This window comes from Gilvimarinus algae (genome assembly GCF_030518215.1).
Lineage (GTDB): Bacteria > Pseudomonadota > Gammaproteobacteria > Pseudomonadales > Cellvibrionaceae > Gilvimarinus > Gilvimarinus algae.
The window spans coordinates 166,756-183,314 of the sequence record NZ_JAULRT010000032.1 but is presented as its reverse complement, the minus strand read 5'-3'; the positions used below and the strand labels follow the sequence as shown (position 1 = coordinate 183,314).

Genomic DNA, 16,559 nt, shown 5'->3' with positions numbered 1-16,559 from the left:
CTTTAGTGGGCTAAGGACGGCCGTTAGCCCCCAGAGGCCCAAGTTCAGCCAGCTTGTCCAACAACTTTTTAACCGGTGCTGCCAGGCCCACAGACTCGGGTTGGTGCACGTTATACCAAAGTGTTTGCTGCGCTTCCATCACTGTGTCGGGTGAGCGCCCGAGCTGAATCAGCACCGGCGTAATATCCAGATGATAGTGGCTAAAGGTGTGGCGGTAACTATCCCAAGTCTCCAGCTGCGCGGGCTCACCGTAACGCTCGCGGCAGTGGCTGGCAAGGTCATCGTCCAGCGGCAGCTCGGGAAAACTCCAAAGCCCGCCCCAAATGCCCGTGGCCGGGCGCTGTTCCAGCAACAGCTCGCCCGCGGGCGAGCGCAGCATGAGCAAATAGGTAGTCTTGACCGGCTTGTCCTTTTTTGGCTTTTTGCCGGGATAGCGCCCCTGGGTGCCCGTGGCTCGGGCAACACAGCCATCACCTACCGGGCATAACTCGCAGGCCGGGCGGCTTCGGGTACAGAGCATGGACCCAAGATCCATCATGGCCTGGGTGTAATCGTGGCAGCGGCGCTTGGGCGTGTTCTCACGCGCCTTGGTCCAGAGAGCCTGTAGGGTGGCGCTCTGCCCCGGCCAGCCGTCGATGGCATGGTAACGGGCAAGCACCCGTTTGACGTTGCCGTCGAGTATGGCGGCGTGTTTTCGGTAGGCAATACTGACGATGGCCCCGGCCGTGGACTCGCCGATGCCCGGCAGTGCAGCCAGCGCCTCTACGGTGTCGGGGAAAGTGCCGCCGTACTCAGCCACCACCTGCTGGGCGCACTTGTGCAGATTGCGGGCGCGAGCGTAATAGCCCAGGCCGGTCCACAGGTGCAGCACGTCATCCAGCGGCGCCGCGGCCAGGGCCTCCACCGTGGCAAAGTGCCAGGTAAAGCGCTCAAAGTAGGGGATAACGGTGGTCACCTGAGTCTGCTGCAGCATGATCTCCGACAACCAAACCCGGTAGGGGGTTATGTTTTTCTGCCAGGGCAGGTGTTTGCGTCCGTGCTGGTCAAACCACTCCAGCACGGACGCGGCAAACGCATCGCTCATTCTTTGTCTTTTTTCAGAAACCGGTTCAGCAGACCTTCTACAGCCTTGCTGGTGTCGTCTTGTCCCGTGCTTTCGCCGTCTTTGTTCTCACCGTTTTTGTTGTCGCCACCGAGTTTGCGCACCAGCTCCTTTTGCACCCGATACTTGGCGTAGTCGGCGGTGAGCGACTCTAACGCCTTGCTGTCCAGGCCGCAATCTTTCAGCGGCTGCAGGTTTTCCAGCGATCCCTTACAGCGCAAAAGCGACAAGCTGCGGTTGAGCCAGTAGTTGCTCTTGACGGTGCAGCCCTGCTCGCTGGTGGCCTTCTCCAGCAATGTCAGTGGCAGGCGAAAATCGTAGGTTTGCCCGGCGAGATCCAGGTTACCCTGAGTGGCCAGCAGCAATTGCTCTACGCCCGCCGAGAAATTATCCACCGTCACCTTCTGGTCGCGAATATTAACGCGGCCCTCCAGCGCGCGCAGGGGCGTGAACTCGGGCCACTCGCGCTCCTCTGAGGTTTTGCCGTCTTCGCTCTGCGCCTCGTCCCGCACCAGCGATACCATTTTGCAAAAGTACTTTTCCACATTGATCGGCGCGAAGGTCACCTCAGCGCCACTAAAGCGCGCTTCGGCCACCAGTTTTTCAAACAGCTCGGATGCCAGCACACCGCTGGTTGTGCCCGTCGCGTCAAGGTTGAGCGCACCGGTGAGTTGGACCTTTTCATTCATTTCCAGATCCGCCAGCAGCGGCTGCAAGCGCACCCCGGCCATATCCGCGTTAAACGCCGCCTTGGCTTTATTGCCCCTGGCATCAAAGGTCGCATCCGCTTGCAAGTGCCCCTGATAGGTATCCAGGCTGGCCTCGCTCAGCTGCACCAGGCCATCTTTGGCGCTCAACCGCAGCCTGAGGTTTTCAAAGGTAAGCTTGTTGACGATGGCCTTGGCCAAGTCCAGGCTCACTTGGGCGTTGAGCGCGCGAATCGGCTCCAGGGGTATAGGCGCTTCGGGCGGTGTCTCGGCAGCGGGCGCCTTGCCTTTGGGCGCGCTGGAAGAGGAGCCGGCCTCAGCGTCCGGCGCGGGCGGCGGCAGATAGTGGTCAACATTGATGCTATTGCCAGCCAGAGTCACCAGCAGTGCCTGTTTACTGATATCGGTCACGGCCAGCTCGCCGGAAAAGGTGGTGTCGTCCAGCGTCATTTCCAGCGGCGCCAATGTCAGCGCATTCTTACTGCCGACGACATCGGTACTAAACGACAGGCGCGTCAGCGCGTCTTCCCGGGCCGTTTCCGGCACGGCCTGCCCGAGGCTCGCCAAAAGAGCCTTGAGGTTCACCGGCTCCACCGCCAACTGGCCGGTATACCGGAGCTGCTCCTGTAAGCCTTCTACCGTCAGAGCGAACTCCGTTGCCACTCTGGCCTGACTGGCGCCGTCACCAAGGGTCAGCGCCAATTGTCCACCGGCAAGCACAAAACGGTTGATGGCGGCGTCCACCTGCATTTGCGCCTCCAGATGCACTTCGGCCACAAGGGGCTTGGCAAAGGCAGCGGGGTCGTTCACCTCGGCGCTGGCATCCAGGCTCAGATCAAAGGGTCGATCTTCCAGGTTAAAGCCATTCAGCACCAGCGAAGCCAGCCGGGCCTTGGTGTGGGAGCCTTTCGCTTCATCCTTAAAGCTCACCTCGGTATCGGCAATGCTGATGCGCTCTACCGCCAGCTTCAGTGCCTGGCCGGATTCACCCTCCGGCTTTGGTTCGTCGGAACTAGACGCTTCTTCGCCAGAAGGTAGGGCGGTAGCGCGGTCCGCCCCAGCGGCCTTCGCCCGGGCCAGATCCTCGGGGGAGGCTTCAGCGTTAGCGCGAGTCAGATTTTCCCAGTTGCCACGACCCTGGGCGTCACTGACCAGATCCACCCGCGCGCCTTCCACCAGCAAGTGCTCGACCACCAGCTCGCCGTCAAACAGGGGGCGAGTGGCAACCAGCAAGCTGGCACTGGCCAGGCTCGCCAGAGGCTCATTGGGTGTCTGCGCGCTGGCTAGCGCAATATCATTGATCTCGATACCCACACTCGGCCAGAACTGCCAGGACAGGTCGCCGCGAATCTCCAGGTGCACACCCTGCTCGCTCGCGAGCGCCTCGATACGGGGTTTGAACACATTGGGGTCCAGCCAGAGGAAGACCACTGCAACGGCCAGCACAACCAGCAACACCAAACCCAGCAGAACTTTTAACACCAGTTTCACTGAAAAGACTCCGTGTCAGAACAATTGGTAAGGAGCATAGCACCTTTCGACCGCGTATTTACCGCAAATTTCCTCAAGATTGCGGGGTAGTTATCCCCCCGCCGCTCGCGCTAAAATAGCGCCCTTTGCACGACTCACCAGCCAGATACGGGACAACCCATGGGACACAGAACCGCCCTCTACCAGAGCCACATCGACGCCGGCGGCAAGATGGTGGACTTTGGCGGCTGGGACATGCCGATCAATTACGGCTCGCAAATTGAAGAACACCATCAGGTGCGCCGCCACGCCGGCCTCTTTGACGTCTCGCACATGACCGTGGTGGACGTCACTGGCGCCGATGCACGCCAGTATCTGCGCCGGCTGCTGGCCAACGACGTCGCCAGGCTGGATGACAAGCCCGGCAAGGCCCTCTACAGCGCCATGCTCAACGAGGCCGGCGGCGTTATCGACGACCTGATCGTCTATCATCTGCAGGGCTGGTACCGCGTGATCGTCAACTGCGCCACTCGCGACAAAGACCTCGCCTGGATGAGCCAGCAGGCCAGTGGCCTTGATGTACACATCAACGAGCGCACCGAACTGAGTATGATGGCCGTGCAGGGCCCCAAGGCCCTTGAGATCGTCAAACAATGTGTCAGCGCCGGGCGCGCGGAGCTGATCGACCAGCTCAGTGTATTCACAGGCAAAGATGAGGGCGGCTGGTTCTTTGCACGAACCGGCTACACTGGCGAGGATGGCCTGGAAATCCTGCTGCCCGAGGCCGATGCACCCAGCGTTTGGCAAGCGCTGATCGACGCCGGGGTCGTCCCCTGCGGACTGGGCGCGCGCGACACGCTGCGCCTTGAGGCCGGCATGAACCTCTACGGCCACGAAATGGACGACGCCACCTCCCCGCTGGCCGCCAACATGGGCTGGACCATCGCCTGGGAACCCACCGAGCGGGACTTTATCGGCCGCGGTGCTCTGGAAGCGCAGCGCCGCGAGGGCGCCAGCGACACTCTGGTAGGCCTGGTGCTGACGGGCCGCGGCGTCTTGCGGGCTGGCCAGAGCGTCAGAGTGCCCGGTAGCGAGCGCACCGGCGTAATCACCAGTGGTACCTTTTCGCCCACTCTGGGCTACTCTATTGCCATGGCCCGCGTGCCGGCCGGCGCCAGCGGCGAGGCCAGCGTGGATGTGCGCGGTAAAGCTCTGGCCGTTAGCATCGTCAAACCCAATTTTGTCCGCCACGGACAAGCTCTCGTTTAACAGTCACAGGACACCACCATGAGCGACATTCGCAACGAACTGAAATACCTGCCGAGCCACGAGTGGGCTCGTGTAGAAGAGGACGGCACCGTCACCATCGGCATTACCGACCACGCCCAGGAGAGTCTGGGTGATGTGGTCTACGTAGAAACCCCCGAGCTCGGCGCCACGGTGAACGCTGGAGAGGAAGCCGGTGTAGTGGAATCCGTAAAAGCGGCCTCGGACATTTACTCGCCCATCTCTGGCGAAGTCATCGCCGTTAACGAATCGCTGGAAGACGCCCCCGAACAGGTCAACGAGTCGCCCTACGACGACGGCTGGTTCTACAAGGTCAAGCCCAGCGATCTTTCCGAGCTGGAAGACGCACTGGACGCCGCCGGCTACCAGGCCGCCATAGAAGCAGACGAGTAAGCGCGTGAAAAACGCACTGCGACACCTCTGCCGCCCATTGCTCGCCCCCCTGGAGGCGGGCAATGAGCCCTACCACTACAAGCCCCTGAGCCGCAAAGTTCTGCTGTTTTTCGGCGCTGTATTTACCTTTCTCGGTCTGCTCGCCGCCTGGCTCATCCCCGCCGACGCCGACCCCGGTTACTACTTTCCCGTTGTGGTATTCACCCTTGCAGGTCTCTATGGGCTGATTGTCGGAGCCTTGGGGGAAGATCGCGCTGTGGCGAAGATCTGGGGGAATAAGTAGGAAGGCAACATTCAATCGTGCTCAAGCTGTTAACCTTCTTACTTTTATCAAGGCAAAAGTGCGTTCCTATCGAATAGATTGAATTCCGAATAGATTGAATTCTTTTAGCTGAGGTTTAACTGCACCTGTCAAGACTGAAACCCTGACTTACTTTAAGAAGCGAACAAAGCGGGAGTGGCCCATGGAGAACATCGTAAAAGATATCTTTAACCGCTACCCCGTCCATGTGCTCCCGCTAATGCTATCCCTAAGAGCTCTGATTTTAGAGAGTGCAGAGATCCTACAGCTGGAGCCAGTAGAGGAGAGCATTAAATGGGGCGAGCCGAGCTACAGCGTTAAAACGGGCAGCCCTATACGCATGGATTGGAAGGCGGCGACGCCGGAGCACTATTACCTGTTCTTTCACTGCCAGAGCAAACTGGTAGACTGCTTTCGCGAGCTTTACGCAGATCAACTGACCTTTCAGAAAAACCGGGCCATCGTGCTTGCCCTAGCCGAACCCCTGCCGCGCGGCCCGCTGCAACACTGCATTGAGCTGGCGCTGACCTACCACCGGGTTAAACACCTGCCGCTGCTAGGCGCACAAAAGCGAATTTTCTGAAGTATAAGACCGGCCCCGGACTGCGAGAAATAAAAAATGTATACCATTGATAGTGCAAGACGAGAGGCTCGATGACCACTAAACGGCTGCGCCGAATGTTCGCAATGATCCTTATTACCTGCGCGGGGCTAGCGGCGTGCCTCGGCGCGGCGCTCTATTTATTGACACCGGTGATCACCACGCCATCGTTTACGGTTCACAATGACACGCCCCACCCCGCTGCCGTGACCGCAACTTGGCGCGACCGGCAAAAAAGCCTCGGCACTTTGCCGCCTTCCGCCTCAGTCACCTTTACCGTCAACGACGAAGCCGCCATGCAGTTTGAAGCCACCCTCGCCGATGGCACACGCATTGACAGTGAGACACCCGTTTACTTTACCGCTGGCACCCGAGTTGAGGCGAGAATTACCCCCGAGCGGATTGAGCTCACCGCCGAGTTGATCGGTTATTAGCGTTTAAAGCGCTTTACGTTTTTTCAGTGAGGGCCACGCCTTACAGGTACCGACAAGATAGCAAAGGCTATACACCAGGCAAATGCTAGAGGAGACCACCATAAACGTCATGGTGTGCCCAAGCTCCTGAAAGTAGGGCGAGTCAAAATAGAGCACGGCGGGAATGCCAAAAAGAGCGCGGGCGAGAAAAACCGCGGTAATCACCACCAACGCCGCGCGCAGGAATGGCAGCCGCGGCATCGCACCCGCACCGGATAATCCATAACACCCCCAGCTGGCCAGTATCAGCGCGATGGTGCCAGTGACCATTGCCGGGTAGGCGCTGCCGCTTTCGGCCATTTGCGCCATCTGTTCGCCCGCGCCAAAAAAGCGGTACCAATCGGCGCCACCAACAATAATGGCCAGATGCATGAGTGCGGCGCCCAGCGCCAGAAGCCCACCGACCAAGAGCCAAAGATTCCTGTCTTGCATAGTTTTCTTTCCTGTTTCCTTGGCAGAGAGAACGGCGTGCCTACCTGCCCTCATCTCGCCCTAAAAAAGCCGGGTTAACCGTGTTGTATTTGCGCCTTAACGGCTTGCTGCACAAGCTCGGCAGCCTTACTCGCACCGAAACGCTGATCAAGCAAATGATAACTGCTCACGCCATAGCCGAGCGATACCACCAGCTGCGCCATATCCAGCGGCTTGATGTGCAGCGCCAGCGTTTTGGCCTGTACGGCACTCACGATCCAACGGTGCAATGCCTCCACCAACGCCTGTTCGCTGGCGCGCAGTATGGCCGCGATTTGTTGGTCGCGGCAAGCCTCGGCGAAGATTTCAGTAGCGAGAATATTCTCTGGCTCTTTGCAGGCGTCTTTTGCCAACTGCCCGGCAAAGCGCACCAGCGCCTTTGCCGGGTCTTTTGCGCTGGCCAGTTTTTCCAGCGCCCGATCCACGTGCTTTTGCTCACTGGCGACGAGAGCGCTAATGATATCGCTTTTTCCGGGAAAATACCGGTAGACCGCACCGGGGCTCAGACCGGCCTCTGTGCAGATGGCCTTCATGCCCGTGCTGTGAAAGCCAGTGCGAACAAAGCAGCGATAGGCCGCGGCCAGAATTTGCTCGCGCCGCCGGGCCGCAAGTTTGTCGTCGGGTGTTCGCATAACCTACCATTATGTGAATGATCGTTCTTTTTATCTTGACACATTTGACAGAGTGCGACAAGAATAAAAGAACGATCATTCGCTTTATGGAGAAAGCCCCATGCCCCCCCAACCGCAACGCCGAGGTCGACAGTGTGCGCACCTGTGCTTTGATCGGCATATGTCTGGTCAATGTGCCCTTTATCGCCTATCCCATGGAGGCGATAGTGAGCCCTGCCTCAGTGGAGAGCCAATGGGTAACGTTTTTTCTCGCCGGCTTTTTGCATATGAAGTTTTTTCTACTGTTTTCTTTTCTGTTTGGCTGGGGGATGGGGATTTCCTCTCTCGCGCACGACAAAGCCAGGGCGCCCAGATACTTTTCCCGCCTCGCAGTGCTGGCGCTGCTGGGAGTTGCGCACGGCCTGCTCGTTTTTACCGGCGACATTCTGCTGCTTTACGCCGCCCTAGGCGTACTGCTCTGGCCGCTGCGCCGCGCCAGCAGTGTTACTCTGCTTAGCGTGTCCACTGGTTTGCTGTGCCTGGCGGTCATAACGCTCTTCGCCTTCGCACTGCTGGCCTCAAGTCCGGACGCTATGCCAGTAGACTACTTGACCGATGCCCGGCTCGGCGGCAGTTTTGCACAAACCCTCGCCTACCGACTGGCGTACTGGCCCGGCACCTTGGCGGGGCTGGTACTCTTGCAAGGGCCAATGGCACTGGCGGCGTTTAGCGCAGGCCTCGCCGCCGCTAAAACACGTTTCTTTGAGCCAGGCAGCGAGGCGTTTGCCGCTCTTGGCCGGCACCTACCCAGGCTTGCCTGCCTGGCCGTTGCGACTAACCTTCTCTACGGCTTGACCACCAGCGGCTTATGGTACGGGGAGCTAGCGGAATTGCTGGGGTTTTTATCCATGGCGTTTGGGGCGCCGGCGCTCACCGCTGTATACCTATGGATCATTGTTCATGTGGTGAGGCGTTGGCCCATGCCGTTGTGGCTGGTTCGCGCGGGGCGCAACAGTCTATCGAGCTACGTGTTACAGGGTGTGATAGCGGGGTGGGTATTTGGCGGTTACGGCCTGGGACTGTTTGATCAACTCAGCCATGGGCAAACGCTGGCGGCTTCCTGCCTGGTCGCGCTGGCAAGCTTACTGGCCGTTAGCCTATGGGCACAACGGTTTGGCCGCGGACCACTGGAGCCGGCTTTGCGTATCGTCAAATAAGTTCGCGCCTGCACAAATAAAAACGGGGGCGATCATCGCCCCCGTTGTTAACAACCGTATTCGGTGTTACTCAAAGCTTTGGTCAATCTGGTAAACGGCGGTGGTACCGCTGACCTCGTTACCCACGACCAGCAGAGCCTCGTCGGTGGGCGAGTCTTCGGCAGAGATAAACACCAGCCCTTCTGGCCCCAGGTCACCAATGGTATCGAGAATGCTCTCGGCATCTTCCGTGGCCCAGTCTTCACGTGCGTTGAAGTAGTCCATAAACACTGGCGCTTCGGGGTCGGTGATATCGTAAATCATGATGCCGCCCATACGCTCAAGGCCGACGAACGCAAAGGTCTTCTCTCCGATCTGGCCAATGGTCACACCCTCGGGCTCTGGGCCTTTGGCGTCACTGCGGCTGTCCATGGAGTCGCCTTCGTCGTGGGCGCTATTAAAGTAGTCTTTGCACGGAATATCGCGCGCGCTACCCAGCATGCACTCATCACTGGCCAAGTGCTGCTCGATGGCATCGCCCGAGTCCCAAATCAAAGAGCCACTCTCATCCCAGATTGAGAATGAACGGGCACCATAGCTGTAGAGGTTGTCGTACATCAGGCGGTCACCGGAGGCGGACTCGCTACCGGCGGCGTCAAACATTACCGGCGTGCCGTCGGCGTTTTGGCGATAGCCCATGGTCCAGGTAATGTTCAAGCGGCCAAGCACTTCGTCGTCGCGACAGTCGCCAGCATCTCCGGCACTGGCGCCGCAGTAGGCAAAGGTCTCTGGGTTGAGCAGTCCGCCAGCGGCCAGTTCACGCAGTTGCGGCGGCAGGTCGTCATTGGCACGACGGTCAAAACCATCTGAGTGCACCAGATGCTTGACGCGGAACTCTTCAACAAAGCCCTGGCTGGCATCACCGGCCCAATAAGCATCGTTGTCTTCACCCCAGGCGCGGGCGTCGCCTTCGTTGGCTGTTACCAGGTAAGTCATACCGTCAACGTCGTAGGCGGCCATGGCATCGGGCAGGTAGAGACCGCGAACACCGGCAAAGTTGGCGATGTTGATTTCGCCGTCTTCATCGCTGGTATCCAGCCCATTGCCGGAGCCGAAGTTGTTGGCCTCAACGCTGTGATCCTTGAAGCCCAGGGGCACAATTTCCTCAACCGTAGCCGAGGCGATATCGATGCGGGCAAAAGCGTTGTTTTCCTGCAGTATCGCCCAGGCAGTGGCACTGTCGGCCGATACGGCGATGTACTCGGGCTCAAGATCCTGAGCGACACTGGCGCCCGGGCCGTAAATGCGCACACCATTGGCTTTAAGCGTCGCAGCATCGCCGTTAAATGCGGTGAAATCGGCAATGGTCGCCACCGGGTTAGCCATGTCGGCCAGGTTAATCACGGCAATGGAGCCTTCCGGGTCAACGCTGTAGTCGTCGCTCGGCTCGCCCTCGTTGGCCGCCAGCACATAGGCGCCATCCGGGGTAAAGGTCAGCATATCGGGCTGGGCGCCCACGCCGACACTGGAAATCATGCTCAGGTCATCGGCGTTGTAAAAGGCCACTGCACCATTGTCGGTTTTGAGGTCTGCCTCAATGGCCAGGGCAACCACACCGTCGTGCACGGCCACCGAGTTCACTTCACCGCCGGCGAGCACGTTGCCACCATCAATGGTGTCAATCAGCGAGGGGTTGGCCGGATCGGCGAGATCGAGTACATCCACCATGCCCTTTTCCGCGTTGACAATAAACACTCGCTGGCTGGCGGCATCGTAAGCCGGAATTTCTGCCGCCGACTCGTCAAACTGGCCGGTGCTGTAGCGACCCACGAAACTCAGGGCGATGGAGGAAGGGGTTTCCACCACCGGGGTTTCACCACCATTGTCGCCGTCGTTATTGTCGTTTTCGTCATCATCGCTGCCACAACCAACCAGCGCCAGAGCACTGCAAGCGGCCAGGATATAGGGAAAGCTCTTTCTCATAGGTCTGCTCCTGTAGGTCTTGTAATCGGGGCATGAGCCTAGCGAGCAATTGTTACAGGTTTGTGTTGCCGCGTGATGCCGACACAATCGCTGCAATATGGTGCATTCATTGCGCAAATTTCGCTCTTTGCACAATTATTGTCGCACCCGGGTGCAAAAGATTGAAAAGCCCGGCGCCTTTCGGTACCTTGCGCGTTTTATCTCCAACCGGCCGCGACCTCCCTCCGGGCGGCCCGCACGAGGCACATTCAGATGGCACAGTACGTTTACACCATGAACCGCGTGGGCAAGGTCGTTCCGCCCAAGCGCGAGATCCTCAAGGACATTTCCCTGTCCTTTTTTCCGGGTGCCAAGATCGGCGTACTCGGCCTGAACGGCTCGGGCAAATCCACCCTCTTGCGCATCATGGCCGGCGTTGACACCGAGTACAACGGCGAAGCGCGCCCCATGCCCGATATCAAGATCGGCTATCTGCCCCAAGAGCCCGAACTGGACCCGAACAAGGACGTGCGTGGCAACGTCGAAGACGGTGTGCGTGAAGCCGTGGATGCCCTGGCCGCGCTGGAGCAGGTCTACGCCGATTACGCCGAGCCGGACGCTGACTTTGACGAGCTGGCGAAAAAGCAGGCGCGCTGCGAAGACATCATTCAGGCCTGGGATGCCCACAACCTCAATAACACCCTGGAGGTCGCCGCCGACGCCCTGCGTCTGCCGCCCTGGGATGCGGATGTGACCAAACTCTCCGGTGGTGAGCGCCGCCGCGTTGCCCTGTGCCGCCTGCTGCTGTCGCGCCCCGATATGTTGCTGCTGGACGAACCCACCAACCACCTGGACGCCGAAAGTGTTCACTGGCTTGAGCAATTTCTGCAAAGCTTTAACGGTACCGTTGTCGCCATTACCCACGACCGCTACTTCCTGGACAACGCCGCCGGCTGGATTCTGGAGCTGGACCGTGGCCACGGTATTCCCTATGAGGGCAACTACTCCACCTGGCTCGAGCAAAAAGAAGCCCGCCTTGCCCAGGAAGAGCGCACAGAAGCGGCGCGCCAGAAAGCCCTGAAAGCCGAGCTGGACTGGGTACGCCAGAATCCCAAAGGCCGCCAAGCCAAGAGCAAGGCGCGCCTGGCGCGCTTTGACGAGCTGCAGAGCCAGGAATTCCAGACCCGCAACGAGACCAATGAAATCTACATTCCGCCTGGCGAGCGCTTGGGCGACAAAGTGATTGAGCTGGAAAACGTCTCCAAAGGCTACGGTGACCGCCTGCTGATCGACAACCTCACCATGAGCATTCCCAAGGGCGCCGTGGTCGGTATCGTCGGCGGCAACGGGGCAGGTAAATCCACCCTCTTTCGTATGATTGCCGGCACCGAACAGCCCGACAGCGGTACAGTGACGCTCGGCGAGACCGTACAGGTCGCCTACGTGGAACAGAGCCGCGAGAACCTGGACGACAAGAAAACCGTCTGGGAGGCCATTTCCGAAGGCCAGGACATTCTTCGCATAGGCTCCTACGAAGTCAGCTCGCGCTCCTACGTGGGCCGCTTTAACTTCAAAGGCTCGGATCAGCAAAAACGCGTCGGCGAACTCTCCGGTGGTGAACGCGGCCGTCTGCACCTGGCCAACACCCTCAAGCAAGGCGCCAACGTGCTGCTGCTGGACGAACCGTCCAACGATCTGGACGTAGAAACCCTGCGCGCCCTGGAAGACGCCATTCTCGCCTTCCCGGGCTGCGTGCTGGTGATCTCGCACGACCGCTGGTTCCTCGACCGGATTGCCACCCACATCCTCGCCTACGAGGGCGAATCGGAAGTGGTGTTTTTTGAAGGCAACTACACTGAGTACCATGAAGACTTTATCAAGCGCAAAGGTCAGGACGCTCAACCCAAGCGGGTGAAATACAAGCCGCTAAAAAACACCTGATAACGAAAAAGCGCGCCACACGGTGCGCTTTTTTTTCGGGCCGGTAGACACCTTAATGACAGAACCACTAAAAGCCCATGCACTCGCCTACTTTGGCCGGCTCGCCCCCTTAAGCGACCAAGCACTGGAGCGGGTCTGGTCTCATTTTTCAGGCCGGCGCTTTGCCTCGGGCGAGACCATTTTTTCCCAAGGCGAAAAGCCGCTCAGTGTGCACTTTGTTTTGCAGGGCGTCGGCCGCTACTTCTACCTCGACACCGATGGCAAGGAGCGCAACAAATCTCTGGTGGGGCCGGGCGGTGCTTTTGCCAGCATGTCTTCTCACATATTCGGTGAACCCAGCCTCTACGGCGCCGAGGCCATTACCCCGTGCGAGACGCTCACCATTGATTACGACCGCTTGGTCGGGCTCTCGGAGTGTTACCTCGAGTGGAACCGCATCGTGCGCCGCCTGCTTGAGCACCTGGCCGTGAAAAAAGAGCGCCGCGAAGCCAGCCTGCTGCTCGACAACGCCACCCAGCGCTACCAGCGTTTTGTGCAAGATTACGGTGAGATCGCCGAGCAGATTCCCCTCAAACATATCGCCATGTACATCGGCGTGACCGACGTGTCTCTCTCACGCATCCGCCGTGAGCTTAAAATGTCCCAGGGAAATTCATCTAAGGCGCCTTAACATAGGTTAAGGTAGGCGCTAGATCATTGCCCTAGGCTGCGAAGACATTGTCCAATGCTCTGGGGCCCCCTATGAAAAAGCTGCTTCCTCCACACCTGTTTGTTCTGTTTGCGCTGACCATGGCCGGCCTTTGCTGGGCGCTTGGCTCACCCCATACCCTCGCCAAGCCTTACACACTCGCCGCTGTGGTGTTACTGATCGGCGGACTCGGCCTGGCGTTTTGGGCCAAGCGCCTGTTTAAACAGCACCAAACCACGGCGTTTACCTTCGATGCGCCCGGCACACTGGTTACCGAGGGACCGTTTCGCCTAAGCCGCAACCCAATGTACCTGGGGCTGGCTCTGGCACTTTTCGGCGTTGCGATATTACTGGGGCTGGCGCCTAGCTCCATGGCGCTGGCGCTGTTGTTTGTTATTATTCTGGACCGCTGGTATATCTCTTACGAAGAGCGCGCCATGCACGCGCGCTTCGGCGAAAGCTACACACTTTACTGCGCTCAGGTCAGACGATGGCTCTAACGGATTCAATAGATCAATGGGACGGCAAGTCAGCCAAGGATATCACCGCTGTTTACAACCGCTATTACCGAGAGCCTGACTTTGCCCCACACTGCATAAAGTTACTCGCAGAGCCGCACCGGCAAAAAGCCGCTAGCTGGCTGCTGAAACATCACCTGGAAACCGGCCACTCGCTCAGCACCGCGCAACTGAATCAGGTGTGCAAGGCACTGGACGCGCTGCACGATTGGGAATCCCAGCTGCATCTGCTGCAATTGCTGGCCGGTCAGCGCTTTAGCGCCCCTCAGCGCCAGGCACTGGAGCCCTTTGTACGTCAATGCCTGACCGCCACCCATAAATTTGTCCGCGCCTGGGCCTACAACCTTCTGCACGAGCTGGCGCAGCAATTCCCGGACTTGGCAAAAGACGCCCGGGATATAATTGCCGCCACCGAGCGCGATGAGGCGCCATCGGTCAAGGCGCGCCTGCGCCAGCTGCAACGGTAACTCGCCCCGGGAAAAGGGGCTATGATACAAGGCAAACCGGCACAACTCAGGGACACCATGATTCAGGTAACGACTGGACGCCTTATCCTCACCGTATCGCTAGCAGCAGTGGCCTGCAGCGCCTTGGGCGAAACACCCAAGCCCGTCTGCCAACGCGCCCTTGAGCGCCCCTGTGTTGCTCTGGTGCTCGGTGGTGGTGGCGCCCGGGGCGGCGCTCACATTGGTGTTATCCGCGCACTGGAGGAGCGGCAGATTCCCGTGGATGTTGTGGTAGGCACCAGCATCGGTTCGTTTGTCGGCGCCCTCTACGCCAGCGGCAAAAGCGCCGCTGACATCGAGCAGCTGTTCGCCGAGGCCGACTGGGACATAGGCTATCAGGACGACCTGCCACGCAGCCAAACGCCCAACCGCCGCAAGCGGCAAATGGACGACTTTCCCATCCAGCTAAACCTTGGCTTTGACGGCACCAGCGTCAAGCTCCCGCAGGGCTTTCTCCAGGGCCAGGGCATGAAAAACCTGATTGATCAGTTGCTCGGCACCCACGTGCTCTTTGACAGCTTTGACGATTTGCCCATCGCCTTTCGCGCCGTAGCGGCGGACATCGAAACCGGCGAGCAGGTGGTTCTGGACAAGGGCGACCTGAGTACCGCCTTGCAAATCTCCATGTCGCTGCCGGGCATAGTCCGCCCGATTGAACGCGATGGCCGGCTGCTGGTGGACGGCGGCATTGCCAACAACCTGCCCGTCAGTGTCGCGCGCGAACTGGGAGCCAACATTATCATTGCCGTGGACATAGGCTCGCCGGCCATGACCCGCGACCAGCTCAGCTCGGGCGTCAGCATCCTGCGTCAACTCACCAGCTTTCTTACCGAGAAAAACGTCACTCAGCAAAAAGCACTGCTCTCAGAGCAGGACATCTACCTCAAGCCCGAGCTCGGCGAGATCGATATGCTCAGCTTTGACAAAACCCTGGAAGCCGCCGAGAGCGGCTATCGCTTGGCAACGGGAGTGCTTTCCACTCACTCGCAGGCTCAGGCACTGGCAGGCAAGGCGCAGCCTTTTGCGGCCGAGTCTTTTATCGCCAGCGACAGCGAATTGCATCTGGATCGTATACGTCTGATCAACCACTCGCGCCTGAGTGACGATTACATTCTCAAGCGCATGAACCTGCGTGAAGGCGCCGTCTACACACCCAACGATATCCACCGGGGCATGCAAAAGCTTTACGGCCAGGGAACCATTGCGCGGGTGCGGACTTCTCTGTCCCGCGAAAACGACATCAACACACTCAATACCTTAGTGGATGAAAAAGAGTGGGGGCCGGGCTATCTGGATTTCAAATTATCGTTTGAAGATAACTTGCGCTCACAAAGCCGCTACCAGTTGGGCGCCTCTTACCGACGCACAAACCTGTCACCTTACGGCGCTGAGTGGTACACAACGGCCGAATTCGGCACCGAGAAAAAGTTCAACACCGAACTCTATTGGCCCATTGCCACCACCGACCTGTTTTGGGAGGGCGGGCTGCGCTACAACCGCAATGTATTTTCCTACACCGAAGAGGGAGAATCTTTGGGAGAAGTCATTGAAAACGAGTACGGTTTTATTGGCGGACTCGGTTGGAACCTGCGCGACAAACTCGACACTCTGCTGGGTTACTTTTATACCGAGGGTGATATTCGCCTGCCGGTGATTTTATCCGAAGTCGTTGGACAAAGAGACGTCGACTACCTGCAGCATGGCGCGCTGCTGCGGATCGATTTCGATAGCCTCGACGACCCAAGCTTCCCCACCCGTGGCTGGAAATTCAACACCACGGCCACCCGATCGCAATTCGACCTGCTGACCGTCAAGGACATGTCCACCCAAGTCGAACTCAACCTGATCGGCGCCCATTCCATCGGCAGGCACTCGCTGCGCGGCCAAATGGAATACAACAGCACGTTTAACGACGATCCTTTTTCACTGGTGGGCTCTTTTGAGCTGGGTGGCTTTCTGCACTTATCCGGTAATGGCAGCGGGTTTATCTCCGGCCAGCACACCCGCTTTTTCAGCCTGGTCTATACCTACGAGCTGGCTGAGAACAATTACCGGGTGCTGAACCTGCCGCTTTATCTTGGCACTTCCCTTGAGGCCGGCAACGCCTGGAACGACCGCGACGCCATCGACTACTCGGAATTGATTCACTCTGCCAGCCTCTTCCTCGGTTGGGATAGCCCTATAGGCCCCGCCTACCTCGCCTGGGGCAAATCCGACACGGGCAATCACAGTGCCTATATTTTTATGGGCGTGACGTTCTAAGCACTGAGCGCCTCACTAAGCCCTGAGCATATGGCCGTCTGAGCACCAGGCCCGAACAGTTGCAAAGGGC

The 16,559-nt window shown here is 58.9% G+C and carries 16 protein-coding genes; 11 read left to right on the top strand and 5 right to left on the bottom strand.

Features of this window, described 5'->3' with window-relative positions:
• Nucleotides 1–10 precede the first annotated feature (10 nt).
• Nucleotides 11–1,084 carry an A/G-specific adenine glycosylase gene (gene mutY, locus QWI16_RS02240; RefSeq protein ID WP_302711098.1) on the bottom strand — a complete coding sequence of 358 codons (1,074 nt, stop codon included), beginning with the start codon at nucleotides 1,082–1,084 and terminating at the stop codon, nucleotides 11–13.
• Nucleotides 1,081–3,300 carry an AsmA family protein gene (locus QWI16_RS02235; RefSeq protein ID WP_302711097.1) on the bottom strand — a complete coding sequence of 740 codons (2,220 nt, stop codon included), beginning with the start codon at nucleotides 3,298–3,300 and terminating at the stop codon, nucleotides 1,081–1,083. The genes mutY and QWI16_RS02235 overlap by 4 nt, the downstream gene beginning before the upstream one ends.
• 159 nt (nucleotides 3,301–3,459) lie before the next feature.
• On the opposite strand from QWI16_RS02235, the gene gcvT reads away from it, so the two are divergent.
• From gcvT to QWI16_RS02210, 5 genes are all read left to right on the top strand, one after another.
• Nucleotides 3,460–4,548 (top strand): glycine cleavage system aminomethyltransferase GcvT, encoded by a 1,089-nt coding sequence (gene gcvT / locus QWI16_RS02230; RefSeq protein ID WP_302711096.1) that lies wholly within the window; start codon nucleotides 3,460–3,462, stop codon nucleotides 4,546–4,548.
• Nucleotides 4,549–4,566: 18 nt separating this feature from the next.
• Nucleotides 4,567–4,959, top strand: coding sequence for a glycine cleavage system protein GcvH (gene gcvH, locus QWI16_RS02225; RefSeq protein WP_302711095.1), 393 nt, complete (start codon nucleotides 4,567–4,569; stop codon nucleotides 4,957–4,959).
• Nucleotides 4,960–4,963: 4 nt separating this feature from the next.
• Nucleotides 4,964–5,242, top strand: coding sequence for a hypothetical protein (locus QWI16_RS02220; RefSeq protein WP_302711094.1), 279 nt, complete (start codon nucleotides 4,964–4,966; stop codon nucleotides 5,240–5,242).
• A gap of 181 nt (nucleotides 5,243–5,423) precedes the next feature.
• On the top strand, nucleotides 5,424–5,843 hold the full coding sequence (locus tag QWI16_RS02215) for a DUF1801 domain-containing protein (RefSeq protein ID WP_302711093.1): 420 nt from the start codon (nucleotides 5,424–5,426) through the stop codon (nucleotides 5,841–5,843).
• A 71-nt stretch (nucleotides 5,844–5,914) separates the two neighbouring features.
• Nucleotides 5,915–6,295: a hypothetical protein gene (locus tag QWI16_RS02210; RefSeq protein WP_302711092.1), complete on the top strand. Its 381-nt coding sequence runs from the start codon at nucleotides 5,915–5,917 to the stop codon at nucleotides 6,293–6,295.
• Nucleotides 6,296–6,298: 3 nt separating this feature from the next.
• Here the strand turns inward: QWI16_RS02210 and QWI16_RS02205 are convergent, their stop codons facing one another.
• Together QWI16_RS02205 and QWI16_RS02200 are read right to left on the bottom strand one after the other, a co-directional pair.
• On the bottom strand, nucleotides 6,299–6,766 hold the full coding sequence (locus QWI16_RS02205; protein ID WP_302711091.1) for a hypothetical protein: 468 nt from the start codon (nucleotides 6,764–6,766) through the stop codon (nucleotides 6,299–6,301).
• A 74-nt stretch (nucleotides 6,767–6,840) separates the two neighbouring features.
• The gene (locus QWI16_RS02200; RefSeq protein WP_302711090.1) at nucleotides 6,841–7,437 is read right to left on the bottom strand and encodes a TetR/AcrR family transcriptional regulator; all 597 of its coding nucleotides are present in this window, start codon (nucleotides 7,435–7,437) and stop codon (nucleotides 6,841–6,843) included.
• A gap of 86 nt (nucleotides 7,438–7,523) precedes the next feature.
• Here QWI16_RS02200 and QWI16_RS02195 point away from each other — a divergent pair, with 86 nt between their 5' ends.
• Nucleotides 7,524–8,633 carry a DUF418 domain-containing protein gene (locus QWI16_RS02195; RefSeq protein WP_302711089.1) on the top strand — a complete coding sequence of 370 codons (1,110 nt, stop codon included), beginning with the start codon at nucleotides 7,524–7,526 and terminating at the stop codon, nucleotides 8,631–8,633.
• Nucleotides 8,634–8,699: 66 nt separating this feature from the next.
• Here QWI16_RS02195 and QWI16_RS02190 read toward each other — a convergent pair whose 3' ends face one another.
• Complete coding sequence (locus QWI16_RS02190; protein ID WP_302711088.1) at nucleotides 8,700–10,595, bottom strand: choice-of-anchor I family protein; 1,896 nt, start codon at nucleotides 10,593–10,595, stop codon at nucleotides 8,700–8,702.
• A gap of 252 nt (nucleotides 10,596–10,847) precedes the next feature.
• On the opposite strand from QWI16_RS02190, the gene ettA reads away from it, so the two are divergent.
• The 5 genes from ettA (at nucleotide 10,848) to QWI16_RS02165 (ending at nucleotide 16,489) form a co-directional block, all read left to right on the top strand.
• Nucleotides 10,848–12,515, top strand: coding sequence for an energy-dependent translational throttle protein EttA (ettA, locus tag QWI16_RS02185; RefSeq protein ID WP_302711087.1), 1,668 nt, complete (start codon nucleotides 10,848–10,850; stop codon nucleotides 12,513–12,515).
• Nucleotides 12,516–12,570: 55 nt separating this feature from the next.
• On the top strand, nucleotides 12,571–13,185 hold the full coding sequence (locus QWI16_RS02180) for a Crp/Fnr family transcriptional regulator (RefSeq protein WP_302711086.1): 615 nt from the start codon (nucleotides 12,571–12,573) through the stop codon (nucleotides 13,183–13,185).
• Nucleotides 13,186–13,256: 71 nt separating this feature from the next.
• On the top strand, nucleotides 13,257–13,703 hold the full coding sequence (locus QWI16_RS02175; protein WP_302711085.1) for a methyltransferase family protein: 447 nt from the start codon (nucleotides 13,257–13,259) through the stop codon (nucleotides 13,701–13,703).
• The gene (locus tag QWI16_RS02170; protein ID WP_302711084.1) at nucleotides 13,694–14,188 is read left to right on the top strand and encodes a hypothetical protein; all 495 of its coding nucleotides are present in this window, start codon (nucleotides 13,694–13,696) and stop codon (nucleotides 14,186–14,188) included. The genes QWI16_RS02175 and QWI16_RS02170 overlap by 10 nt, the downstream gene beginning before the upstream one ends.
• Nucleotides 14,189–14,209: 21 nt before the next feature.
• Nucleotides 14,210–16,489, top strand: a complete 2,280-nt coding sequence (locus QWI16_RS02165) for a patatin-like phospholipase family protein (protein ID WP_302711083.1) — start codon at nucleotides 14,210–14,212, stop codon at nucleotides 16,487–16,489.
• Nucleotides 16,490–16,559 lie beyond the last annotated feature (70 nt).